The following is a 19,598-nucleotide window of genomic DNA, read 5'->3' as shown; positions in this document are numbered from 1 at the left end:
ATGCTGACCCTCTCCACGCGGACGTCCGTGCTGCTTGCGGGCCTTCTGCTCAGCGCCCTCGCGCATGCCGACAACGACGGCCCCGCTCGCGTCACGCCGGTCGACAACAGCGGTATTTCGATTCACACCACGATTTTGCCGCCGGCTGCGTCGGCGCCGGTGGGTAATGCGGGACCCGCAGTGACCACGGCCGGGCTCGCCAGCGGCACGACCGGCGCGGGCACCGGCGCAATCAGCGCAGCGCCGCCGCCCGCCAACGCGACGCCGGGCCAGGTGGTGGTTGGCGGCAAGGTGCCGGACGAAGCGACCAAGGCGGCCGTGCTCGCACGACTGCGCGACACATACGGCGCGGCCAACGTGGTCGACCAGATCGAAGTCGCCGACGTGGCGACACCGCCGAACTGGTCCGCCAACGTGCAAAAGCTGATCGGTCCGCAATTGAAGCAGATCAGCAAAGGCCAGTTGAAAATCGACGGCACGCAGATCGACGTGAAAGGCGAAGTGCACAACGAATCGCAGCGTCAACAACTCGCGAGCGACATGGCGAATGCGCTGAACCCGACCTATACGATCAAGAACGGCCTGCGCGTGAGCGCATCCGAGCAAGGCCTGCTCGATCAGACGCTCGCGAACCGCACGATCGAATTCGAAACCGGCAGCGCCACGCTCACGCCGCAAGGTCGCGCGATTCTCGATCAGATGGCCGCCGCCATGGGGAAAATGACGACCAAAACGGTTGCGATCATCGGGCACACCGACAACTCGGGCAATCGCACATCGAATATCGCGCTGAGCCAGGCGCGCGCGGATGCGGTCAAAGGCTATCTGGTCGCGAAGGGCATCCCGCCGCAACAGATGACGACGACCGGCGTCGGCCCGGATCAGCCGATTGCATCGAATGACACGACTGACGGACGGGCACGGAATCGCCGCATCGAGTTTCGTGCGGGGTCTTGATTGGGTGTTTGCGCGGCGCGCATGAAAGAAAGCCTGGCTTCGATAGAGAACCGAAGCCAGGCTTTTTTATTTGCCGCGTCGAGATGTTTATCTAGCTGTTCTCTTCCGGCTTCACACCGAGCAACTCGCGAATATGCGCGAGCGATCCGTCGTCTTTCACCACGCTCGAAAGCCATTGATGCAACGGCATATCCGCCGCCTCCGCTGCCTTGTCGGCGAAATAGGCGGCAGGGTTATGCGGCTCCGTAGCGCGAAAGAACCTGGCCACCGCGCGCAAATGCGCGACAGCCTGCGCACGGCTTTGAATTCCTGCAATCGGGCTGGCGGGCATGGTCGTCAACACAGGTTCCTCACGTTGCGGTGAAGTCTTGAAGGCGGGCTCGGCCCGTTCGTGCTCGTTCGGCGCAGGTCCTTTCGCGGGTGGCGCCGCTTCGGCGTTCACGCCCACTTCGCGGGCGAAGCGTTCCACCAGCCGGTAGACGCTTTCATACGCGTCTTTTGCCTGACGGAAACTCGGCGCGGAATCGCCGGCATGCCGGTCCAGCTCCTGTTCGAGCGCCAGCATGGCCGCTTCAAACGCTTTCAGATCGGCGAGCAGCGCGGCGTAGAACGCCGTTGATGTGGCGCGTTTCGACGCCTCGATCTGATCGATCGACGGTTTGCCACGCGCGATGTCGTCGGCATGATCCGGATCTCGCTTGACGGCCTGCGCGACGTGCGTGGCGACATCCCAATCGATCGTGCTGTACGTATTGCCTTGCGACGACGTGATCGGCATCGCGCGCAGCAGATCGCCGGTGCGGCCGACGAGCCACGCGACGTTGCCAAGGCGATACTCGGTGTCGTCGCCGTCCGGCAACGGATGAACGTGGTTCCAGTAGCGCTCGCAAAGTCCCGTCAACAACCCGTAGCCTCGCGAGAGACCGTTGATGCCTTCGTCGATTGCGAGCGCCTCGGTCAGCCAGACTGCCAGGCGAAGATCCTTGGTCTGCGTTTGTAGCAGACTACTCGAGCGCTCGATGACAAACGACCAATCCGCCTCTTTGATTTCCGTGACCCACTCGCCCTGATCCAGCGACGGGTCTTCGAAACGGCGCGCGTGCTGAATCGCGTCGAAATCCGCTGAGAAAAGCAGATCTTCGCCACAAGGCGAGATTTCGCTGAGCGGAGCCAGCAACGTGTTCAGGTTAATCGGCATGAAAGAAAGCAATAAGTATCCGGTACGGCATTAAACAGATTGACGCGCAATTCGGCGCGCCCGCTCATACCACCGTGTAGTCGAATTCGCCCGCTTCGCTCGCCCGCACGGCGATGCGTTCGAGCGAAGCGCCGTTGGCCACGCGTTCCAACACGCGCTGCGCAACTTCGGGCAGCAACGTACCGTTCAGAATGTGGTCGACATTGCGTGCGCCTGAATCCACCTCGGTGCACCGCGCGAGCACCGCATCGACCAGCGACTCGTCCCACTCGAACACGGCCTTGTGATTCGATTCGATGCGGCGGCGGATCCGTTCGAGCTTCAGGTCGATGATTTCGGCGAGCACGTCGTCGGTAATCGGATAGTACGGCACCACTTTCATGCGGCCGAGAAACGCCGGCTTGAACGCCTTGTACAGTTGCGGGCGCAACGTCTCGGCGAGTTCGCCGGCGTCGGGCAGTTCTTCCTCGCTCTTGTTCAGGCAGGCCTGCATCACGGCCTGCGAACCGACATTCGAAGTCAGAATGATCAGCGTGTTGCGGAAATCGATTTCGCGGCCTTCGGCGTCATCCATGGTGCCCTTGTCGAACACCTGGAAGAACATTTCGAGCACGTCCGGGTGCGCCTTTTCGACTTCGTCGAGCAGTACCACGGAGTACGGATTGCGGCGCACCGCCTCGGTCAATACACCGCCCTCGCCGTAACCGACATAGCCCGGCGGCGAGCCTTTCAGGCCGGACACGCTATGCGCTTCCTGATACTCGCTCATGTTGATCGTGATCATCTTGCGTTCGCCGCCGTACAGCACGTCCGCCAGCGCGAGTGCGGTTTCGGTCTTGCCGACGCCCGACGGCCCGACGAACATGAATACGCCGCGCGGCTTGTTCGGATCTTCGAGATTCGCACTCGCGGTACGCACGCGCTGCGCGATCGCTTCGAGCGCATGATCCTGGCCGATCACGCGCGCGGCCAGCAACGGTTGCAGGTTCAGCACGGTCTGGATTTCATCCTTGACCATACGGCCGAGCGGAATACCCGTCCATGATGCGACGATCTCGGCGACCACATGAGCGTCGACCTGCAACGGCACCATTGGCTGACCGCCTTGCAAGGTGTGCAATTCGGCCACACGCGTGGCGAGCGTTTCGCGCGCCTGCTGCACCTTGCCGGCTTGTTCGGGGTCCGCGCTGGCGACGCGCGCCGCGTCGAGGTCCGCGCGGAGCCCGACGATTTCCGTTACCAGAGCGCGCTCCTTGTCGTAGCGCGCTTCGTCTTCGGCGAGGTCCTTGAGGTCTTCCTCACGCAGGGCGCGCAATTCAGCGAGACGCTCGTCGTGCAATGCGCCGCTCGCCGCTTCGCGTTCCAATGCGGCGATTTCAGCGTCGATACGTTCGAGGCGCTTCTTCGTGTCGTCGATTGCAGCCGGCGTGGAGCTGTGCGCGAGCGCCACTTTCGCGCAAGCCGTGTCGAGCACGCTGATCGCCTTGTCCGGCAGTTGCCGGCCGCTAATGTAGCGATGCGACAGGCGCACCGCTTCGGTGATCGCATCGTCGAGCACGCGCACGTTGAAGTGTTTTTCCATCAACCCCGCCATGCCGCGCAACATGGCCGCGGCGAGCGCCTCGCCCGGCTCCTCGATCTTCACGACCTGGAAGCGCCGCGCTAGCGCCGCGTCTTTCTCGAAGTATTTCTTGTACTCGCTCCACGTGGTGGCCGCAATGGTGCGCAATTCACCTCGCGCCAACGCCGGCTTCAGCAGATTCGCGGCGTCGTTCTGCCCGGCCTGACCACCCGCGCCGATAATGGTGTGCGCTTCGTCGATAAACAGAATGATCGGATGCGGGCTCTTCTTCACCTCGTCGATCACGTTCTTCAGGCGGTTCTCGAACTCACCCTTCACGCTCGCCCCGGCTTGCAGCAGTCCCATGTCGAGCACATGCAGCGCCACGCCTTTTAGCGGCGCGGGCACGTCGTCGGCGGCAATGCGCAGTGCCAGCCCCTCGACCACCGCCGTTTTGCCGACACCTGCTTCGCCCGTCATGATCGGGTTGTTCTGGCGGCGGCGCATCAATATGTCGATAGTCTGGCGAATTTCGCCTTCACGGCCGATTACCGGATCGATCTTGCCTTCGCGCGCTCGCTGCGTGAGGTTGCTGGTGTACGTATCGAGCGCGGGTGTTTTCGATGCCGCGCCCGGTGCGGCATCGCTGGCCGCGGCCGCGGCTGCGTCCGCGTCCCCTTCCGCGCCTTGCGTGCCGTTGCTGCGCTCCACTTCGCGCGAGCCGGCGGTCAGCTCATCGAATTTGTGCTTCAGATCGGTCACGCGTACGTCGCGCAGCAGCGGCGACATGCGCTCGGCGAATTGCGCGAGATCCGGCGCGCTCAGCAGCGCCAGCAGCAGATGCCCGGAACGGATGCGTCCGATCTGCGAATCGAGCGATGCAATCAGCCAAGCCTGTTCGAGCCATTCGATCAGATGCCTGGAAAACACCGGCGTGCGCGTGTTGCCGGTTTTCAACCGCTGCAATTCGCGCTCCAGATCCGCGCGCAACGCGTGCGCGTCGATTTTGCTTGCGCGCAGAACCAGCGCGACGTCGCTGGCCGGTTCGTCCAGCAGTGCCAGCAACAGATGCTCGAGGTCGACCTCGTAGTGACCACGCGCGAGACAATTGTTCGCCGCCAGCAACGCCGCCTGCCGGCAGGTCGGATTCAGTTTAGCGATCAGGGTGTTGAGGGACGTGCTCATGTCGTGCGATCCGGGTCCAGGTTCTGTCGTTATAGTCAGTGAATCACGTGCAATTCGTAACGGGCATCCTCGCGATCACGGTCGGCCTCTTTCGTGCACAGGAACGCGTCCCAGCCGAGGCGCGCGCCCTTGCTCAACACGCTCGGCCCCACGGCCTCGCGGCGCAATACCAAAGACACCTCGTATTCGAGCGTAACGCCGGCCAGCAACGTCAGCATGCGTTCGAGCGCCACCGCGCGATCGGCGCCAGGTAGAAACGCTTCGTAGTCGGCTTTGCCGAGCGGTCCGATCACGAGCCGCGCACGCATGTCGCGCTGCCAGACGCGCTCGCCCGCCAGCGCGGTCGCGCCGAGCGTCGCGTTCACGCTGCCGAGCAGCGTCAACTGATCGTGCGGCACGTCGTACCATTTGCCGACGAACTGCTCGACGCGCACCCGCACTTTGAAGTACTCCGACAGCGTGCGTTGCAAATAAGCCGCCGACACCGGACGATGCCGCGCGGCCAACGCGTAACCGGCAATGGCTTCGTCGAACAGTGCGCCCTCGCCACTTTGCAGACTGTTGCGCGTGTCGTCGTCGGCGACGCCGGCCAGCGCGAGCAGCAACGGCAAATAACGTTCGTCGCGGTCCAGCTCGTAATGAAACGGCAGACGGTATTTTTTCCACGCCGCGTAGAACAGCGCCGTCGCGCGATTCGAAAACACGTCGAAGAACTCACGCGCGGCACGATCGCGCTTGATCTGCTCGCGCGCCACGATCTGCTCGGTGTAATGCAGGGGCAGCGCGCCCTGCCCGCCGAGCAGACCGAAAAACGCCGGCGTGATATCCACTTTGTCGAGCGAGCCGTCTTCGAGCGCGGCGGTACGTTGCGTTTTCTGTTTCAGCGCCGCGCCCGCAGCGTCATAAGACTGCGCGCCGTGAATCTCACTCGGCGGAAACGACATTGACAGCGAATTGCGGAAAGCGATTCGCTGCGCGACGATTTCTCCGGGGCGTCCGGCATGGGAAGGCGATTGCTGTGCGAACCACTTCTCGAGAATTCGCACCGCCTGAAAGAATTCGAAGCGATGCGGCTCGTCGAGAAGCTGCTCGACTACGCCAGGATCGATTCGCCGCTGCGCGGTTTGCATCGCAGAATCTCCTCGCCGGTGCGCTTCGACACGACGACCAGTTGCACAAAGCTGTTCAGATGCACGTACAGCCCAAAAAACGTGTCGATCACCCGCACGAATGACGCGAGACTCGTGCCGACGAAATGTTCTTCGTCGATAGTCAAACGAATCTCAATGCCGCGCACGAAAGTGGCAAACGGTTTGCCAGGTAGCCATTGCACGGCTGCGCGCTGTTCAATGCCCACCAGGCCGTCGATATGCCGCGCCGACACCGCCGTGCGCCGCAAATCGTAGAGCACGAGCATTTCCTTGAGCGCCGACAGACCGCTGTTCGCCAGCGAGACGTGATTCAACGCCAGATGCGAGATCAGCCGCCAATGCGCGGCGCGCCCGCGCTCGAAACGCACGCTCGGCGTGGGGCGCCGCAGCATCGAGATGCTGCCGGTCAGCGAGCCGCCCTCGAGAAACAGATCGCCGCCCTCGAGCCCTACGGCGAGACCGGCGGGCAGATCGCGATTGGTACAGGTCAGATCGAGACTCAATGTATCGGTTTGCGGCGCGGCCGGTTCGAAGTCGATATCGACGATCGAGATTTCAGTTTCATAGCCGGGGCTTTTCTGCGCGACCCAATCGTTGCGTCTCGCGAACCAGTAGTGGCCCGCGTGCGCTGCTTCGCCGTGATGCAACGAATAGAACGGCCGGAATTCGATCACCGATTCTTCATGCGCCTGCTGCCTGACGAGCTTCACCGAATCGATCGAATAGACCTCGTAGGCAAATGCACGGCGCGCTTCGGCTATTACCGGATACGAAATCGCCTGATGGCTGACGCGAATCGGCTCGCCGTGCTGCTCGAACAGATTCACCACGGGCGTGCAGAAAAGGCGGAAATGATGTGCGCCCAATGAATCCAGCAGACGCGCCACGTGTGAGTCGCTGCGCACTTCCTTGAGCACCACGTGCAGCGTGACACGCTGGCAGCGGCCGCTCGCGCGCGTCATGGCCGCGAGATCGAAGTCGGCGAAATTGAATTTCTCGGGGAACGCGAAGTACTCGGTCAGCAATCGGTACGCCGGGTGCGATTTGGCCGGATAGTCGATCAGTGCGTCTTCTTCGCCGAAACCCGCCTGCACGACCGGCGATTCGCGCACCTGTTTCCACACGCCGCGCCGGTCCACCTCGACATACGTGGCCATGGCGTTGACGAACAGACAGTCCGCCAGCGCCGCGATAAAGGACTGTTCGCCGTGCAGGTGCGTGCGCAGCGTGCCGAGTTTAAGCGCGGACAGATCGAGTTGCGCCGCCGTCGATTCAAAGGTGATCGACACGATCGCCGTGGCATTGCCTGGTAGCACGGTTGCACTCGGCGCCATCGCCACCGAGGTGTATTTCGCTTCCGAAATACGGATTGGCGCCAGCGTCACGTCGTAGGCGGTACGGAACCGGCATTGCACGCCGCGAATGGGCCGTGACTTGAGTTCGGTGCCGCGCTCCACCCGTACGGGTTCCGTCAAATGACTCAGCGCGGCGGACGTGCCCAACTGTGCGATCGAGCACGACGGAAATGGCCGCAGGTAGTGCGGATACAGCACTTCCAGCAGCGCTTCGGTGAATTCGGGGTAATCGTCGTCGAGTTTCTTGTTGATGCGCGCGCCGAGCAGCGCGAACGATTCGATCATCCGCTCGACGTGTGGGTCCTCACAATGCTCGCCGGACATGGCCAAACGCGCCGCGATCTTCGGGTAGCGTTCGGCGAAGTCGCGCGAATAGCGCCGCAGAAATGACAATTCGCGCTCGTAATACGGCAGCAATTCTTCCATCGATCTATCCCCGGACCTGAAACCTATCCGCCCAATCTATCGCAGCCGTTGCGCGTAACGGCAGCAGTAAAGCGGTACTAAGAAAGCAACTGCTCGACAACCCCGCCACCTGAAATGCGACGGTTGAAAATCTTGCTGCTACAGCTTCGCGCGTGCGCGCGTCACCGAGTATTGCAGCGTGGACGGTTGCAGCATCGCGTCAAAACTCACCGGTTCTTCCGCCGGATGCACGACCAGCAGCGCCTGAATGGCGAAGTTCAACGCGTTGGTCGATTGTTCGTTCAATTCGAGCGTGACCGTCACATCCTGCAAGCGCGGCTCGTGCCGTGCAATGGCCTGTTGAATCGATTTGCAGATGAACGTGCGGTCGTAATGGCTCGCGAGGCTCAGGCCCGCGAAATCGTTCAGACCGTACGTGAGCACCGAGCGCTGGCATTCCGGTAGCGCCGCCAGCTCAGGCTCGGTCAGGGCGATGCGCGTATTCAGGATCGCCTCGACGTCGCGCGCGACGGTGCTCTTCAATTCGTCCAACGACAATTGCCGCATCGCCGGAGAAGCCGGCAGATGCGGTTCGTCGTCGAACAGCTTGTCGAGAAAGCTGGGTTCGAAACGTTTCATCAGCGTCCGAAGAAGCGGGTCGATGCGAGGCGCGCACGGCGCACCGCGGCCCTCGCGAGCCGCGCGTGCCGGATGCGCCCCTGCATCAGACCGCGTACGTCTTGTCGTTCTTCGTCAGGCTCCACGCGCCTTGCGCGTTGCCGCCCTGGTTGCCGCCGATCTTCTGCTGCGTGTACTTCCATTGCACGGCAGCGTATTTCAGCGAGAACTGCTCGGACGGCAGGCCTTCGCCCACCACGCTCGGCGTCACACTCGAGATGATCACGTACTTGAGCTTCACTTCCAGGTACTTGATGCGATTGCCTTCGCCGTCCGAACGCATGAAGTCGATCGTGACTTCGTCGAACGTCGTGCCGCCCGATGCATGTTGATAAATCAGCGGGCTGACCACGTCGATGTCTTTCGTGAACAGCATGTCGGCATGTTCGCAGCGCTCGGAGGTGTGACCACCTGCCGTTGAAGCCGTTGCCGAACGCGGTTGCGTGATCGAATGGCTCCACGAATCAATTTCGATCCAGCCAGCATGATCCTTATCGGCAGATTCGCCTTTGATCGCCGGATTGCCGAATTTTAAATAGATATCCTTCATAACTCATCGACTCCCCAAAGAGGTGGTTTTAGCAGCTAATCCGGGCGGCCGGCCCGGGTTCTCTGATTTGCTTATGAATTGGCCGGTTTCGGCAGGTCGGCGACGAGCCGCAAAGAAATCGACAGCTCATCCAACTGGAAATGCGGACGCAGGAATGCAACCGAACGGTACGCACCCGGCTTGCCCGGAATCTCCGACACCTGTATCGATGCCTCGCGCAACGGGAACTGCGCCTTCTGCTCCTGCGTCGCGTTGTCGTCGAGCAGCACGTACTGCGAGATCCAACGGTTCAGGAATACTTCGACGTTTTGCGCCGATGCAAAGCTGCCGATCTTGTCGCGCATCATCGCCTTCAGGTAGTGCGCGACACGCGACACCGAGAAGATGTACTGCAATTGCGCGGACAGGACTGCGTTCGCATTGGCGCTGTCGGTACTGTATTTCTTGGGCTTCTGCACCGATTGCGCGGCGAAGAACGCCGCATAGTCCGAGTTCTTGCAGTGCACGAGCGGAATGAAACCGAGGTCGCTCAACTCCTTCTCGCGGCGATCGGTAATCGCGATTTCGGTCGGGCATTTCAGCGCGACTTCGCCGTCGTCGGTCTTGAAGGTGTGGGTGGGCAGATCTTCCACCAGACCGCCACCTTCCACGCCGCGAATCGCCGCGCACCAGCCGAAGTCGTCGAAGGCCGCCGTGAGGCGTGCGGCGAATGCCCACGCCGCGTTACACCACAGGTATTTGCTGTGATCCGTGCCGTCCACGTCTTCGACGAAGTTGAAACCCTCCGCCGTAGCGCCGTCTTTCGGATTGAACGGCAGGCGGCCCAGAAAACGCGGCAGCGTGAGACCGACATAGCGCGAATCTTCGGCGTCGCGGAACGACTTCCACTTCGCATATTCGACCGTGTCGAACACCTTGCCGAGATCGCGCGGCCTGCCGAGGTCGGCAAAGGTTTCGAGGCCCAGCAATTCGGGCGACGCAGAAGCGATGAACGGCGCATGCGCGGCTGCCGCGACGTGCGACATCTGCTCGATGAAATACACGTCTTCCGGCTGGCGCGTCACTTCGAAGTCGCCGATGATCGTGCCGAACGGCGAGCCGCCGAAGGTGCCGAACTCTTCCTCATAGATCTTCTTGAACAGCGCGCTCTGATCGAATTCGATCGCCGTCTTGAAGTCGCGCACCAGGTCGCGCTTGGGCGCATGCAACGCCTTGATCTTGACCGTTGCGCCGGTATTGCTTTCCTTGCACAGGTAATCCAGACCGCGCCACGTGCTTTCCATGCGCTGGAATTGCGGCGCGTGCATCACCGCGCTCAACTGCGCGGAGATCAGGCGGTCGAGTTCGGCGACGCGTGCGTCGATCGTGGCCGACAGGTTGTCGGATACCACCACCGTGCCGTCGAGCACCTGATGCACGAGCTCGCCAATCAGGTCTTTCGCGCGCGCGTGTTCGGAATCGGACTTCGCCACGCGGCTCTTCTCGACGATTTCGTCGAGCAGCGTGGATTCCGTACCGCCTTGCGCGGTGGCGAGTTGGGCTGCTGCCGTTTGTTGATTCATCTCACACCCCGTGCTTTATTCGCCCTGCTTGTCGTGGTCCGGCGCGCCGCCGTGCTGGTCCGCCGCGTTGCCCTGATCTTTCGCCAGGGTTTGCAACTGCTGCGTGTTGTTAAGCACTTCGCTCAGCAGGTCTTCGAGCTTGTCGTTGCCGGCCAGCTTGTTGCGCAGATCGGCGAGCTTCGAGCGCGCTTCGAGCAGGCGTCGCAGCGGTTCGATTTGCGCGACCACTTCGTCCGGATTGAAATCGGCCATCGACTTGAAGCGCAGATCGACCGCGAATTTGCCGCCGGCTTCGCTCAGGCGGTTTTCCACCTGGAACGCGGCGCGCGGCTCAATCGCTTTCATCACGTCGTCGAAGTTATCGCGATCGATATTGACGAACTTGCGATCGCGCAGCTTTGGCTGCTCGACTTCGGACTGCCCCGCCAGATCGGCGACCACGCCGACGACGAACGGCAGTTCCTTCACCTCGATCGCATCGCCGCGCTCGACCTCATAGGTCAATTGGACGCGGGGCGGCCGCACTTTTTGCAAGCGTTTTTGAATGCTTTCTTTCTTCGCCATCGTCGGCTCCCGGGTGCTGATGGATCAGGCTTGGATCAGCGCAGCGCGCTGAACGGATCGGACGCGCCGCCGCTTTGTGCGGCTTTCGCGGGTGCGGCAGGCGCCGCCGGCGCTGCGGGAGCAGCCGGCGTGGCGGCAGCCGGCGCGGCACTCGTGCTGGCGTCCGGCGTATCCACGGCTTTGCTCTTCGCGGTGTGACGAATGACGCGCTTCTTCTTCACCACGGGCTTGTCGCTCGGATCAGGCGGGAACAACGTGGCTTCGCCGAGCGTGTCGCGCAATTGCTTGGCGAGCGCTTGCGCGTCCGACTTCGCATCGCCCGCGAGCGATGCGTCCTGACGCAATTCGCCGAGCGATTGCGTGGCGACGCGCAGGCCGGCCACGGCCAGCACGCTCTTGGCTTGACGATCGGTCTGGTCGCGTTGCAGCGCTTCCTGCGCGGCCACGATTGCCTGACCGTAATGACCTTGCGTGAACTGGATCTGCGCAATACGCGACCACGGTTCTTCACGCGTCGGGTCGGATTTGGAAAGCTGCTGATAAAGCGCGATTGCACGATCCTGATCGCCGCCCTTTGCGACGGTATCGGCATCCGCGAGTTGCTTATTAAAAGCCTCCGGTGTGGTCGCGAGATTGTTGCCCTGTGTCGCGCAACCGGCCATCACGCCGCATGCCAACACAACCCCAGATAGTTTTACTAACAGACGCTCATTCATCGTTTTTCACCGACGTGCGAATTTTTTATTTCAAAGGGAAAACCGGAGTTTTGCTTTGCTTCAAGTGCGCGGGTATAGTACAGGCCAATTTTCGATAATTCAACTTTCGTGTGAAGAAGGATTGCACAAAAAAAATGCATGAGGGTCATTTAAACGAAACATGCAGAAATTGTTTCCTGCCTCAATAGCAAGAAACAGAAAGCGGAAAAATTTGCCACTCTTCGCCCGCTATAGGCTGCCACGCATCGCTTCATGCACTTTGCATAAAGCGGCATTACGTGGCAAACCGTTTCTGCAAAATGACTGGCTTGATTTCGTTATTGATTGTTCTGATAGGGGACGGCGGCGAGCCGGTCGATGTATATGAATTCGCGTCTTATTCGCTATGCATCGCAATTGATTGCCAATGCCGCCGCGTGCGCGCTGCTGGGCGGCTGCGCGGCCGGTGTCACGGTGCTCGGAGCGGCTGCCAACGCGGCTTTGCAGGCGAGCGGCCTCGGCAAACCGGACCTGCCGGACGCCCAGAAGCCGCCACGCAATGTTGGCCTCACCTTATATGCGGCGCCGAATCTGAATGCGGCGAACGACAAACGTCCATTAGCGCTGGTAGTGCGGCTATATGTCCTGAAAGACCCGACCTCATTCCAGCAGGCGCCATTCGACGCCTTTACCGATCCAGCGAGGGAAAAAACTACCTTGGGCGGCGATTTGCTGGGTGTGCGCGAACTCACGCTAATCCCGGGCCAGCGCTACGTTGTTACCGAAAAAGTCTCGCGTGAAGCGCAGGCGTTCGGTATCGTCGCGTTATTCCGCGATCCGGCCATGCAACGCTGGAAATTCGCCTTCGACCCGGCGAAGTCGGAGAAATCCGGCATAATGATCGGCCTGCATAACTGTGCAATGACGGTGACCAACGGCACTGTGATCCCGCCAGAACAGGGATTGCCCGCACAACCGCTGAATATGCTTTCTTCGGTGAGTTGCGGATAAAGATGCCGATAAAATACGATTTAACATTTTTCACAGATTTAACAATGCGGCGCTCGAATCGGTTATCTCCGGGTGCGCCACACGCTGAACGCATATAACAGGTTTGAGATGAGTTATTCCGCAAAAGTGCTCTGGGGGGAAGGCCTGTTTCTGAGGCCGCAGCATTTTCAGCGTCAGGACGCCTATCATGAGGCACGCCTGTTCGAATCGATCCAGGCGATCCAGCCGTACAACTGGGGCGTGCGTTCGGCGCGCTTCGACCGCGACGCGCTCGGCAGCAACGTGCTGCGCGTGAGCGAACTTTCGCTGGTGTTTCCCGACGGCGCGCTCTACTCCGCGCCGCAAGCCGACGACCTGCCGCCACCCATCGCGCTGGATACGCTGCCCGACGGCATCAACGAATTCACGTTTTATCTCGCGCTGCATCCGCTGCGCGAAACCGGCGCGAACTATTCGCAAGACAGCAACGCGGGTTTCGTCTCGCGTTACGTCAGTGAGCAGACGCCGGTGGCCGATCATTTCACCGACGCCGCCGAAGCCGACATCACGTTCCTGAAGACCAGCGTCAAACTCATCGCGCACAGCGAGCCGCGCGACCAGTTGCTGTCGGTGCCGCTCGTACGCGTGCGTCGCACGGCCACGTCGGGTTTCGAAATCGACGACACCTTCGTGCCGCCCTGCCTCGCCATCGACGCTTCGCCGGTCCTGCATCAGCGGCTGCGCCAACTGATCGACGCACTGCAGGCCAAGGTCAATGCGTTGTATGGCTTTCACCGCGAGCCGACCAAGAACATCATCGAGTTCCGCTCCGGCGACATTGCGTCGTTCTGGCTGCTGCATACCGCGAGCGCGGCGTTCGCCTCGCTCGCGCATCTGTACCAGCATTCGGCGCTGCATCCGGAGCGTCTCTTCCAGGAGTTGCTGCGCCTCGCCGGCCAGTTGATGACGTTTTCGAAGGGCTATGCGCTGTCCGACTTGCCGGCTTACCGGCATGACGATCCGGGCCCCGGTTTCGCGCGTCTCGACACGATCCTGCGCGATCTGCTCGAGACCGTGATCTCCACGCGCTACTTCGCGATTTCGCTCGAAGAAGTGCGCCCGTCGTTCCATGCGGGCCGGCTCGACTCCGGCAAGATCGACGACAAGACCCTGTTCTATATCGCGGTATCGGCGGACATGCCCACCGCCGAGCTCGTGGAAGCCGTGCCCGCGCGCTTCAAGGTCGGCGCGCCGGACGACGTCGACAAGCTCGTGCTCTCGGCCATGCCGGGCGTGCGCCTCGTCTACACGCCGCAGGTGCCGCCCGCCATTCCGGTCCGCCCGGGCGCCTGCTACTTCTCGTTCGAATCGCGTGGCGCGCTGTACGACCGCATGTTGCAGGCCCAATCGGCCATGATCTACGCGCCGTCGGGCATCAACGATCTTCAACTCGAACTGATCGCCGTCACATCATGAGCTACGCGCCCTCCCTCTTTGGCGGCAGCACGCCTGCCGCGACGCCCGCCCCGATCACCGAGCCGAGCTATCAGGTCCGCTCGCTGCTCGATCTGCTATACGACGGCTTCTTCATGCTGTTTCTGTTGAAGAACGGCCGCGAGCCCGGCGACGCGCAAGAATTCAGCCAGCGCATCCAGCAGTTTCTCGGCGACTTCGAACGCGGCGCGAAGAAGCTCAATGCGTCGGCGGAAGATGTCTACGCGTCGAAGTTTGCGTTCTGTGCGGCCATCGACGAATCGGTGTTGTCGTCAACGTTCAGAATCCGCACGGAGTGGGAGCGCCGGCCGCTGCAACTCGTGCTGTTCGGCGAGCAGCTGGCGGGCGAGAAATTCTTCCAGTACCTCGAGGAATGCCGCGCGCAAGGCGCGGCACGTCTGCAATCGCTCGAGGTGTTTCACATGTGCCTGCTGCTCGGATTCCAGGGCAAATATCTGCTCGAGGGACCGGAGAAGCTCGCCTATCTGACCGCACGCATCGGCGATGAAATCGCGCATATGAAAGGCAAACGCGCGCCGTTCGCGCCGCATTGGCCCCTGCCCGATCAGGTCGCGCACCGGCTGAAACGCGAGGTGCCGTTGTGGTCGATCGGCGCGGTGTTCGCGCTGGTTGGACTGCTGGCCTATCTCGGCCTGAACACCTATCTGCGCGACCAGACCTTGCGCTCGCTCGCGCCGTATTCGCAGGTGGTCAAGCTGGGGCCGCAATCGGCCACGTTAACGATTTCGTTGCCTTAAGCCTGCATTTATCGCGGACATAAAAAAGCCCGCTTTCGCGGGCTTTTTCACAGCGCTGAAGAAAACCGTTTATTGCGACTCTTCCGCCCACACGGCATTTTCGCGCGCCATCAGTGCAGTCGATGCCGACGGCCCGAACGTGCCCGCCGTATAGCTACGCGGCTTCTCGCCCGACTTGCTCCAGCCCGCCAGAATCGGCTCGGCCCACGCCCACGCCGCTTCCAGTTCGTCGCGACGCATGAAGTGCGTGAGACGGCCGCGAATCACGTCGATCAGCAAACGCTCATACGCTTCCGCGCGACGCTCGGTGAAGGCCTGCTGCAAGTCCAGATTCAGATTGACCGGCACCATATGCATGCCGCTGCCCGGCTCTTTCGCGAGCACCTGCAGCTGGATCGACTCCTCGGGCTGCAACTGGATCACGAGCCGGTTGCCGTAGTTGTGCCCGCTATTCCCATTCGGGATGATCGAGAACGGCAACTCGGAAAACTCGATGACGATCTCCGACACCTTCTTCTGCATCCGCTTGCCGGTGCGCAGGAAAAACGGCACATGCGCCCAGCGCCAGTTGTTGATATGCGCGCGCAAGGCGACGAAGGTTTCGGCACGGCTGCCTGCCGGCACGTTGTCTTCCTCGAGATAACCCTTCACCGCCTCGCCGTCCACGGCGCCGGCGGTGTACTGGCCGCGCACCGTATCGCGCGCGATGTCTTCCGGCGTCATGGGCCGCAGCGAGCGCAATACCTTGAGCTTTTCGTCGCGGACCGCGTCCGGGTCGAGCGACACGGGCGGTTCCATCGCGACAATGCACAGCAATTGCAGCAAGTGGTTCTGCACCATGTCGCGCAGCGCGCCGGTTTTATCGTAGAAGCCCGCGCGGCTGCCCACGCCGACCGTCTCCGCCACCGTGATCTGCACGCTCTTGATGTACGGCGCCTGCCACAGCGGGCCAAAAATCGGATTGCCGAAGCGCAGCACCATCAGGTTCTGCACGGTTTCCTTGCCGAGGTAGTGGTCGATCCGGTAGATCTGCGCTTCGCTGAAATGCTTGCCGACCGCTGTGTTGATCTCCTGCGCGGAGGCCAGATCGTGGCCCAGCGGCTTTTCGAGCACCACGCGCGAGTTGCCGTCCACGAGTCCCGCGGCCGCGAGGTTGTCGCAAATGTTCGTGAACAGATCCGGCGACGTCGCCAGATAGAACACGCGGCGCACGCCTTCACGCGACGCTTCCTTCAGGCGCTGATAGTCCTCGACCGAGTCCACGTCCATGCGCACGTATTCGAACAGCGCCAGGAATTTGTCCCAGGCGGCGGCTTCGAACGCTTTCTTTTCGATGAAGGGCTTCGCCTTCAACTCCATGAATTCGTTGATGTACTCCTCACGCGACCACGGCTTGCGGCCGATCGTGAGAATGCGGGTGTCCGGCGGCAGATTGCAGTGCAGATGCGCCATGTAGAGCGCGGGCAGCAGCTTGCGAAACGACAGGTCGCCGGTGCCGCCGAAGATGATCATGTCGAGCGGCAGGTCGGGAGTGGCAGAAGCGTGGTGGGTCGTCATAGCGCGGTCGCAGCGTCGTGATGGATGAGGCGTCGGTCAACGGGCAGAAAAAAGCAGCAGCACACGCAGGAGCACAAGCAGCAGCGAAGCGCCGGCAGGCCGGCACTTTTTTCTGGCAAACGCCTATGGTGCAACGTTTTGAGATTGTTTGCACGGCAACATGTGCCTCAGGTTGGCGCAATATGCCAACCTGAGACGGTAACGGCCTGTTTGCAAGGCGTTTTCGGCTTTCACCGGCAAGCCGGTCGCCTTGCTATATCTACGCTGCTCCTCACCCCCTCGCGCCATTGCACCAGCTTCTCACGCACGCTTTTGTGCGGCGAGCCTTCAACTGCCTGACAGCGCCTCGCGCGCCACGCGGCACGCCGCCAGATCCCACGCCGCACAGCCGACGCTTTTGAAAACGATCGGTTTTTTTTGCGGCCGCAGCGCCGGGTTGCCGAGCACCGAGGCGATCCCGCCGACCTGAGCCCAATCCACGCCCGCCTGAATGAAGTCACCGGCCTCGTGGCGCGCTCCGGCCTCGTCGTCGACGAAAAGCGCGCTCCCGGCAATGGTGTGCGTGCCGATCTCGACCATGGCAGGCGTGAATGCGCCGACGCCGATCACGAGGCGCTCCGCGCGCGCGGGTTCGTCGTAGACGGGCTGTCTGCTCGTGGTCAGCGCGATCACGACGTCCACCGACTCGGGGATGGTCGCGCCGCCGTCTTGCGTGAGCGGCCGAAGCTCGCGCACCTTCTCGTGATGCTGCGCGCAAAATGCTTCGGCACGCGCGGGCGCACTGCCCTTCACCCATACGCGCGCTTCTGGAAACAGCTCGCCGATCGCCTCCAGATGGTTGAGCGCCTGCGTGCCGGTGCCGATCAGCAGGAATTCGTGCGGCGTGCCGGCGGCGAAGGTTTCGACGCCCAGCATCGAGATTGCCGCCGTGCGGCGGCCCGTGACGATCGGCCCGTCGAGGATGAAAAGCGTCTCGCCGGTGTCGGCGTCGAACGTCATCACTTTGCCGTGGATCGTGGGCAGGCCGCGCGGGCCGTTGCTCGGGCACACGTTGACCAGTTTGTGGATCGCCAGATCGGGCGCGGTGGCGGGCATCGACAGCATGATGCCGCCTTCGTTGAGCGGCACGACGAGCCGTTCGGGACTCGCGATGCGCTGCTTTGCATACTCGACGCTCGCGCACTTGAGTGCGTCGACGAGCGCGGCATACGGAATCAGCCGCGCGGTCGCGGCGGCGTCGAAAATCTGCGTGGTCGGGCGAGTCATGGGCAGGTGGTTCCAGTCCTTGGCACAGGGTTGAGTTGGGATCGACTAGCGAGCGGCGCTCCCTTCGTCCGCCTGGCGCGACGGATGGATCGGCGTCGCCAGGCCGCGCGCCGCGATCGGTTGGCTCCGGTTCGGGCATCAGGCATGCGGTGGCTTCGTGAGTCGAGGACAAACGATTCTACGACGCCTCGCGCGTCGTAGGGCCGGATCGCGGCAGTGGGAGGGTCAGGTGTGAGGTGATGGGTGGATCAAGCGCCGCTCGAAGAAGGCGTAAGCGCAATCGAGGGCAAATCCCCTGGCGGGTTCCAGCGGTGCCACAGGCGGCTCACGCCCCGCCTCATTGCGAAGTATTTTTATCGTTGCCCTTCTTGCCACCCTTGAACATGGCGCGGCACGCCGGACTCAGCTCATCCACGTGCTGTTTCATGCATGCGGTGATTTTGTCTTCGTTGGGAATGTCGGCGGCGCAAAAATGCATTGCATCGCCACGACAGGCCTTGGTCTGCTCATCGCGGCTGGCAGCGTTGACCGGGTTAGCCGAGCTTAGGACGACAAGGCTGGCAGCAAGCAGGACGGAGACTCGATTCATGACAGGTCCGTTATCGCAGAAAGAGATGCAGGCTTTCCAGCAGAAAACGGGCCCGATCATTGCGCGCGCCGATCGGGCCGACCCGTGCGAGGTTGTCCCATTGCGTGTAGTACGCATGCCGGCGCGTCGCAACGTGAGTAGTTCGTCGGTCGTGAAGTGGATTGAGAGCGGTGTTTTTTACAGCATGCTGCGAGGCCGCTGCATCGTACCGTCGAAGAAACGCTGCAAGCGGAAGGCCGACAGATCGAGCGAGGCCTTGCCGCCATCGTTCAATTCCGCGAGCAGTTTGCCGACAATCGGTCCCATGGCGAATCCATGGCCGCAAAAGCCGGTGGCGATCGTCAAACCGCTAACCTGCGGCGGCGCGTCGATCACGGGGATGCCGTCGGGCAGCACATCGATCAGACCGGCCCATGATTCGACCACCTGCGCGTCCTTCAGCGCGGGGAACAACGCGCGCAGTTTTTTCAACGCACGCGGCGCATGGCTCACATTCGGCTGCGGATGCGGATCGCGCGGATGCAGCACACGGTCGTGTTCCGGCACGCCGCCCGGCAGACGCTCGCGCAGATCGCGCAGACACGCGCCGTTCAGATGGAAGCTGAACTTCTCGCGTTGCGCCCACAGCTCGGGCAAGAACCACTTGAGCGCGCGGAAATGGCCGAGCGTCATGTCGACGTCGACCTGCATGTCGTCGGCGAGATTGATTGCGCCGTTCTCGCGTTGCCGCACGCCAAGACCGTGCCCCCAGAAGGTCGACGCGGTGATGCGCGGCAACGGGTTGGTGCGCATGCAGGTGCCGCGCACGGCCTGTTGCGGCAGTTCGAGCCCGAGCGTTTTGAGCAGACGCCAACTGCTGGCGCCGGCCGCGCAGATGAAGCGCGAAGTGCGCAGCGTGCCGCGCTCGGTGACCACGCCGGCAATCGCACCGCCCGCGCGCTCGACGCCGATCACGCCGCAGCCTTCGAAAAACAGCGCGCCCGCCTCGGCCGCCCCCGCCGCCGAGGCGGCCGGGGGGCGGCGCGGGGGCGCCCGCCCCACCCGGGGGGGGGGGGGGGCGGCCGGCGCCCGGGCGGGCCGGCC

At 62.2% G+C, this 19,598-nt stretch carries 17 protein-coding genes; 4 read left to right on the top strand and 13 right to left on the bottom strand.

Going from position 1 to position 19,598, the window contains the following annotated elements; all coding sequences use genetic code 11:
* Complete coding sequence (locus P0D70_RS31680; RefSeq protein WP_408187379.1) at positions 1-957, top strand: OmpA family protein; 957 nt, start codon at positions 1-3, stop codon at positions 955-957.
* Positions 958-1,048: 91 nt separating this feature from the next.
* Here P0D70_RS31680 and tssA read toward each other — a convergent pair whose 3' ends face one another.
* The 9 genes from tssA to P0D70_RS31635 form a co-directional block, all read right to left on the bottom strand.
* Positions 1,049-2,155 carry a type VI secretion system protein TssA gene (gene tssA, locus P0D70_RS31675; RefSeq protein WP_408187378.1) on the bottom strand — a complete coding sequence of 369 codons (1,107 nt, stop codon included), beginning with the start codon at positions 2,153-2,155 and terminating at the stop codon, positions 1,049-1,051.
* 64 nt (positions 2,156-2,219) lie between these two features.
* Positions 2,220-4,901 (bottom strand): type VI secretion system ATPase TssH, encoded by a 2,682-nt coding sequence (gene tssH / locus P0D70_RS31670; RefSeq protein WP_408187377.1) that lies wholly within the window; start codon positions 4,899-4,901, stop codon positions 2,220-2,222.
* Between the two features lie 35 nt (positions 4,902-4,936).
* On the bottom strand, positions 4,937-6,031 hold the full coding sequence (gene tssG / locus P0D70_RS31665; RefSeq protein ID WP_408187376.1) for a type VI secretion system baseplate subunit TssG: 1,095 nt from the start codon (positions 6,029-6,031) through the stop codon (positions 4,937-4,939).
* On the bottom strand, positions 5,995-7,833 hold the full coding sequence (gene tssF, locus P0D70_RS31660; protein ID WP_408187375.1) for a type VI secretion system baseplate subunit TssF: 1,839 nt from the start codon (positions 7,831-7,833) through the stop codon (positions 5,995-5,997). Before tssF ends, tssG begins: the two co-directional genes overlap by 37 nt.
* A gap of 138 nt (positions 7,834-7,971) precedes the next feature.
* Positions 7,972-8,451 carry a type VI secretion system baseplate subunit TssE gene (gene tssE / locus P0D70_RS31655; RefSeq protein ID WP_408187374.1) on the bottom strand — a complete coding sequence of 160 codons (480 nt, stop codon included), beginning with the start codon at positions 8,449-8,451 and terminating at the stop codon, positions 7,972-7,974.
* Positions 8,452-8,536: 85 nt separating this feature from the next.
* Entirely contained in the window at positions 8,537-9,040 is a 504-nt protein-coding gene (locus P0D70_RS31650; protein ID WP_091801933.1) for an Hcp family type VI secretion system effector, read from the bottom strand.
* A gap of 71 nt (positions 9,041-9,111) precedes the next feature.
* Positions 9,112-10,602, bottom strand: a complete 1,491-nt coding sequence (gene tssC / locus P0D70_RS31645) for a type VI secretion system contractile sheath large subunit (protein ID WP_091801935.1) — start codon at positions 10,600-10,602, stop codon at positions 9,112-9,114.
* Positions 10,603-10,617: 15 nt separating this feature from the next.
* Positions 10,618-11,166 (bottom strand): type VI secretion system contractile sheath small subunit, encoded by a 549-nt coding sequence (gene tssB / locus P0D70_RS31640; RefSeq protein ID WP_408187373.1) that lies wholly within the window; start codon positions 11,164-11,166, stop codon positions 10,618-10,620.
* Positions 11,167-11,201: 35 nt separating this feature from the next.
* The gene (locus tag P0D70_RS31635; RefSeq protein ID WP_408187372.1) at positions 11,202-11,882 is read right to left on the bottom strand and encodes a tetratricopeptide repeat protein; all 681 of its coding nucleotides are present in this window, start codon (positions 11,880-11,882) and stop codon (positions 11,202-11,204) included.
* A gap of 363 nt (positions 11,883-12,245) precedes the next feature.
* Here P0D70_RS31635 and tssJ point away from each other — a divergent pair, with 363 nt between their 5' ends.
* The 3 genes from tssJ (at position 12,246) to icmH (ending at position 15,103) form a co-directional block, all read left to right on the top strand.
* Positions 12,246-12,872 (top strand): type VI secretion system lipoprotein TssJ, encoded by a 627-nt coding sequence (gene tssJ, locus P0D70_RS31630; RefSeq protein ID WP_091808740.1) that lies wholly within the window; start codon positions 12,246-12,248, stop codon positions 12,870-12,872.
* A gap of 108 nt (positions 12,873-12,980) precedes the next feature.
* The gene (tssK, locus tag P0D70_RS31625; RefSeq protein ID WP_091801946.1) at positions 12,981-14,327 is read left to right on the top strand and encodes a type VI secretion system baseplate subunit TssK; all 1,347 of its coding nucleotides are present in this window, start codon (positions 12,981-12,983) and stop codon (positions 14,325-14,327) included.
* Positions 14,324-15,103 (top strand): type IVB secretion system protein IcmH/DotU, encoded by a 780-nt coding sequence (icmH, locus tag P0D70_RS31620; protein ID WP_091801949.1) that lies wholly within the window; start codon positions 14,324-14,326, stop codon positions 15,101-15,103. The genes tssK and icmH overlap by 4 nt, the downstream gene beginning before the upstream one ends.
* A 69-nt stretch (positions 15,104-15,172) precedes the next feature.
* Here icmH and zwf read toward each other — a convergent pair whose 3' ends face one another.
* From zwf to P0D70_RS31600, 4 genes are all read right to left on the bottom strand, one after another.
* Positions 15,173-16,660, bottom strand: a complete 1,488-nt coding sequence (zwf, locus tag P0D70_RS31615) for a glucose-6-phosphate dehydrogenase (protein WP_091801952.1) — start codon at positions 16,658-16,660, stop codon at positions 15,173-15,175.
* A 327-nt stretch (positions 16,661-16,987) separates the two neighbouring features.
* Positions 16,988-17,926, bottom strand: a complete 939-nt coding sequence (gene lhpI / locus P0D70_RS31610) for a bifunctional Delta(1)-pyrroline-2-carboxylate/Delta(1)-piperideine-2-carboxylate reductase (protein WP_408187371.1) — start codon at positions 17,924-17,926, stop codon at positions 16,988-16,990.
* A 337-nt stretch (positions 17,927-18,263) separates the two neighbouring features.
* A complete protein-coding gene (locus tag P0D70_RS31605; protein WP_408187370.1) occupies positions 18,264-18,515 on the bottom strand; it encodes a hypothetical protein in 252 nt (83 codons plus the stop codon).
* Positions 18,516-18,692: 177 nt separating this feature from the next.
* The coding region (locus P0D70_RS31600; protein ID WP_408187369.1) for an NAD(P)/FAD-dependent oxidoreductase at positions 18,693-19,598 on the bottom strand (906 nt) is incomplete at its 5' end.

The organism is Paraburkholderia sp. RL17-381-BIF-C, from assembly GCF_046026435.1.
GTDB lineage: Bacteria > Pseudomonadota > Gammaproteobacteria > Burkholderiales > Burkholderiaceae > Paraburkholderia.
Note: the sequence above shows the minus strand (reverse complement) of the source record. Positions and strands in the feature narration are given on the sequence as shown.

Coding starts and splice junctions, on each gene's coding strand:
- P0D70_RS31680 (WP_408187379.1), top strand. CDS start 1: ATGCTGACCCTCTCCACGCGGACGTCCGTGCTGCTTGCGGGCCTTCTG.
- tssA (WP_408187378.1), bottom strand. CDS start 2,155: ATGCCGATTAACCTGAACACGTTGCTGGCTCCGCTCAGCGAAATCTCG.
- tssH (WP_408187377.1), bottom strand. CDS start 4,901: ATGAGCACGTCCCTCAACACCCTGATCGCTAAACTGAATCCGACCTGC.
- tssG (WP_408187376.1), bottom strand. CDS start 6,031: ATGCAAACCGCGCAGCGGCGAATCGATCCTGGCGTAGTCGAGCAGCTT.
- tssF (WP_408187375.1), bottom strand. CDS start 7,833: ATGGAAGAATTGCTGCCGTATTACGAGCGCGAATTGTCATTTCTGCGG.
- tssE (WP_408187374.1), bottom strand. CDS start 8,451: ATGAAACGTTTCGAACCCAGCTTTCTCGACAAGCTGTTCGACGACGAA.
- P0D70_RS31650 (WP_091801933.1), bottom strand. CDS start 9,040: ATGAAGGATATCTATTTAAAATTCGGCAATCCGGCGATCAAAGGCGAA.
- tssC (WP_091801935.1), bottom strand. CDS start 10,602: ATGAATCAACAAACGGCAGCAGCCCAACTCGCCACCGCGCAAGGCGGT.
- tssB (WP_408187373.1), bottom strand. CDS start 11,166: ATGGCGAAGAAAGAAAGCATTCAAAAACGCTTGCAAAAAGTGCGGCCG.
- P0D70_RS31635 (WP_408187372.1), bottom strand. CDS start 11,882: ATGAATGAGCGTCTGTTAGTAAAACTATCTGGGGTTGTGTTGGCATGC.
- tssJ (WP_091808740.1), top strand. CDS start 12,246: ATGAATTCGCGTCTTATTCGCTATGCATCGCAATTGATTGCCAATGCC.
- tssK (WP_091801946.1), top strand. CDS start 12,981: ATGAGTTATTCCGCAAAAGTGCTCTGGGGGGAAGGCCTGTTTCTGAGG.
- icmH (WP_091801949.1), top strand. CDS start 14,324: ATGAGCTACGCGCCCTCCCTCTTTGGCGGCAGCACGCCTGCCGCGACG.
- zwf (WP_091801952.1), bottom strand. CDS start 16,660: ATGACGACCCACCACGCTTCTGCCACTCCCGACCTGCCGCTCGACATG.
- lhpI (WP_408187371.1), bottom strand. CDS start 17,926: ATGACTCGCCCGACCACGCAGATTTTCGACGCCGCCGCGACCGCGCGG.
- P0D70_RS31605 (WP_408187370.1), bottom strand. CDS start 18,515: ATGAATCGAGTCTCCGTCCTGCTTGCTGCCAGCCTTGTCGTCCTAAGC.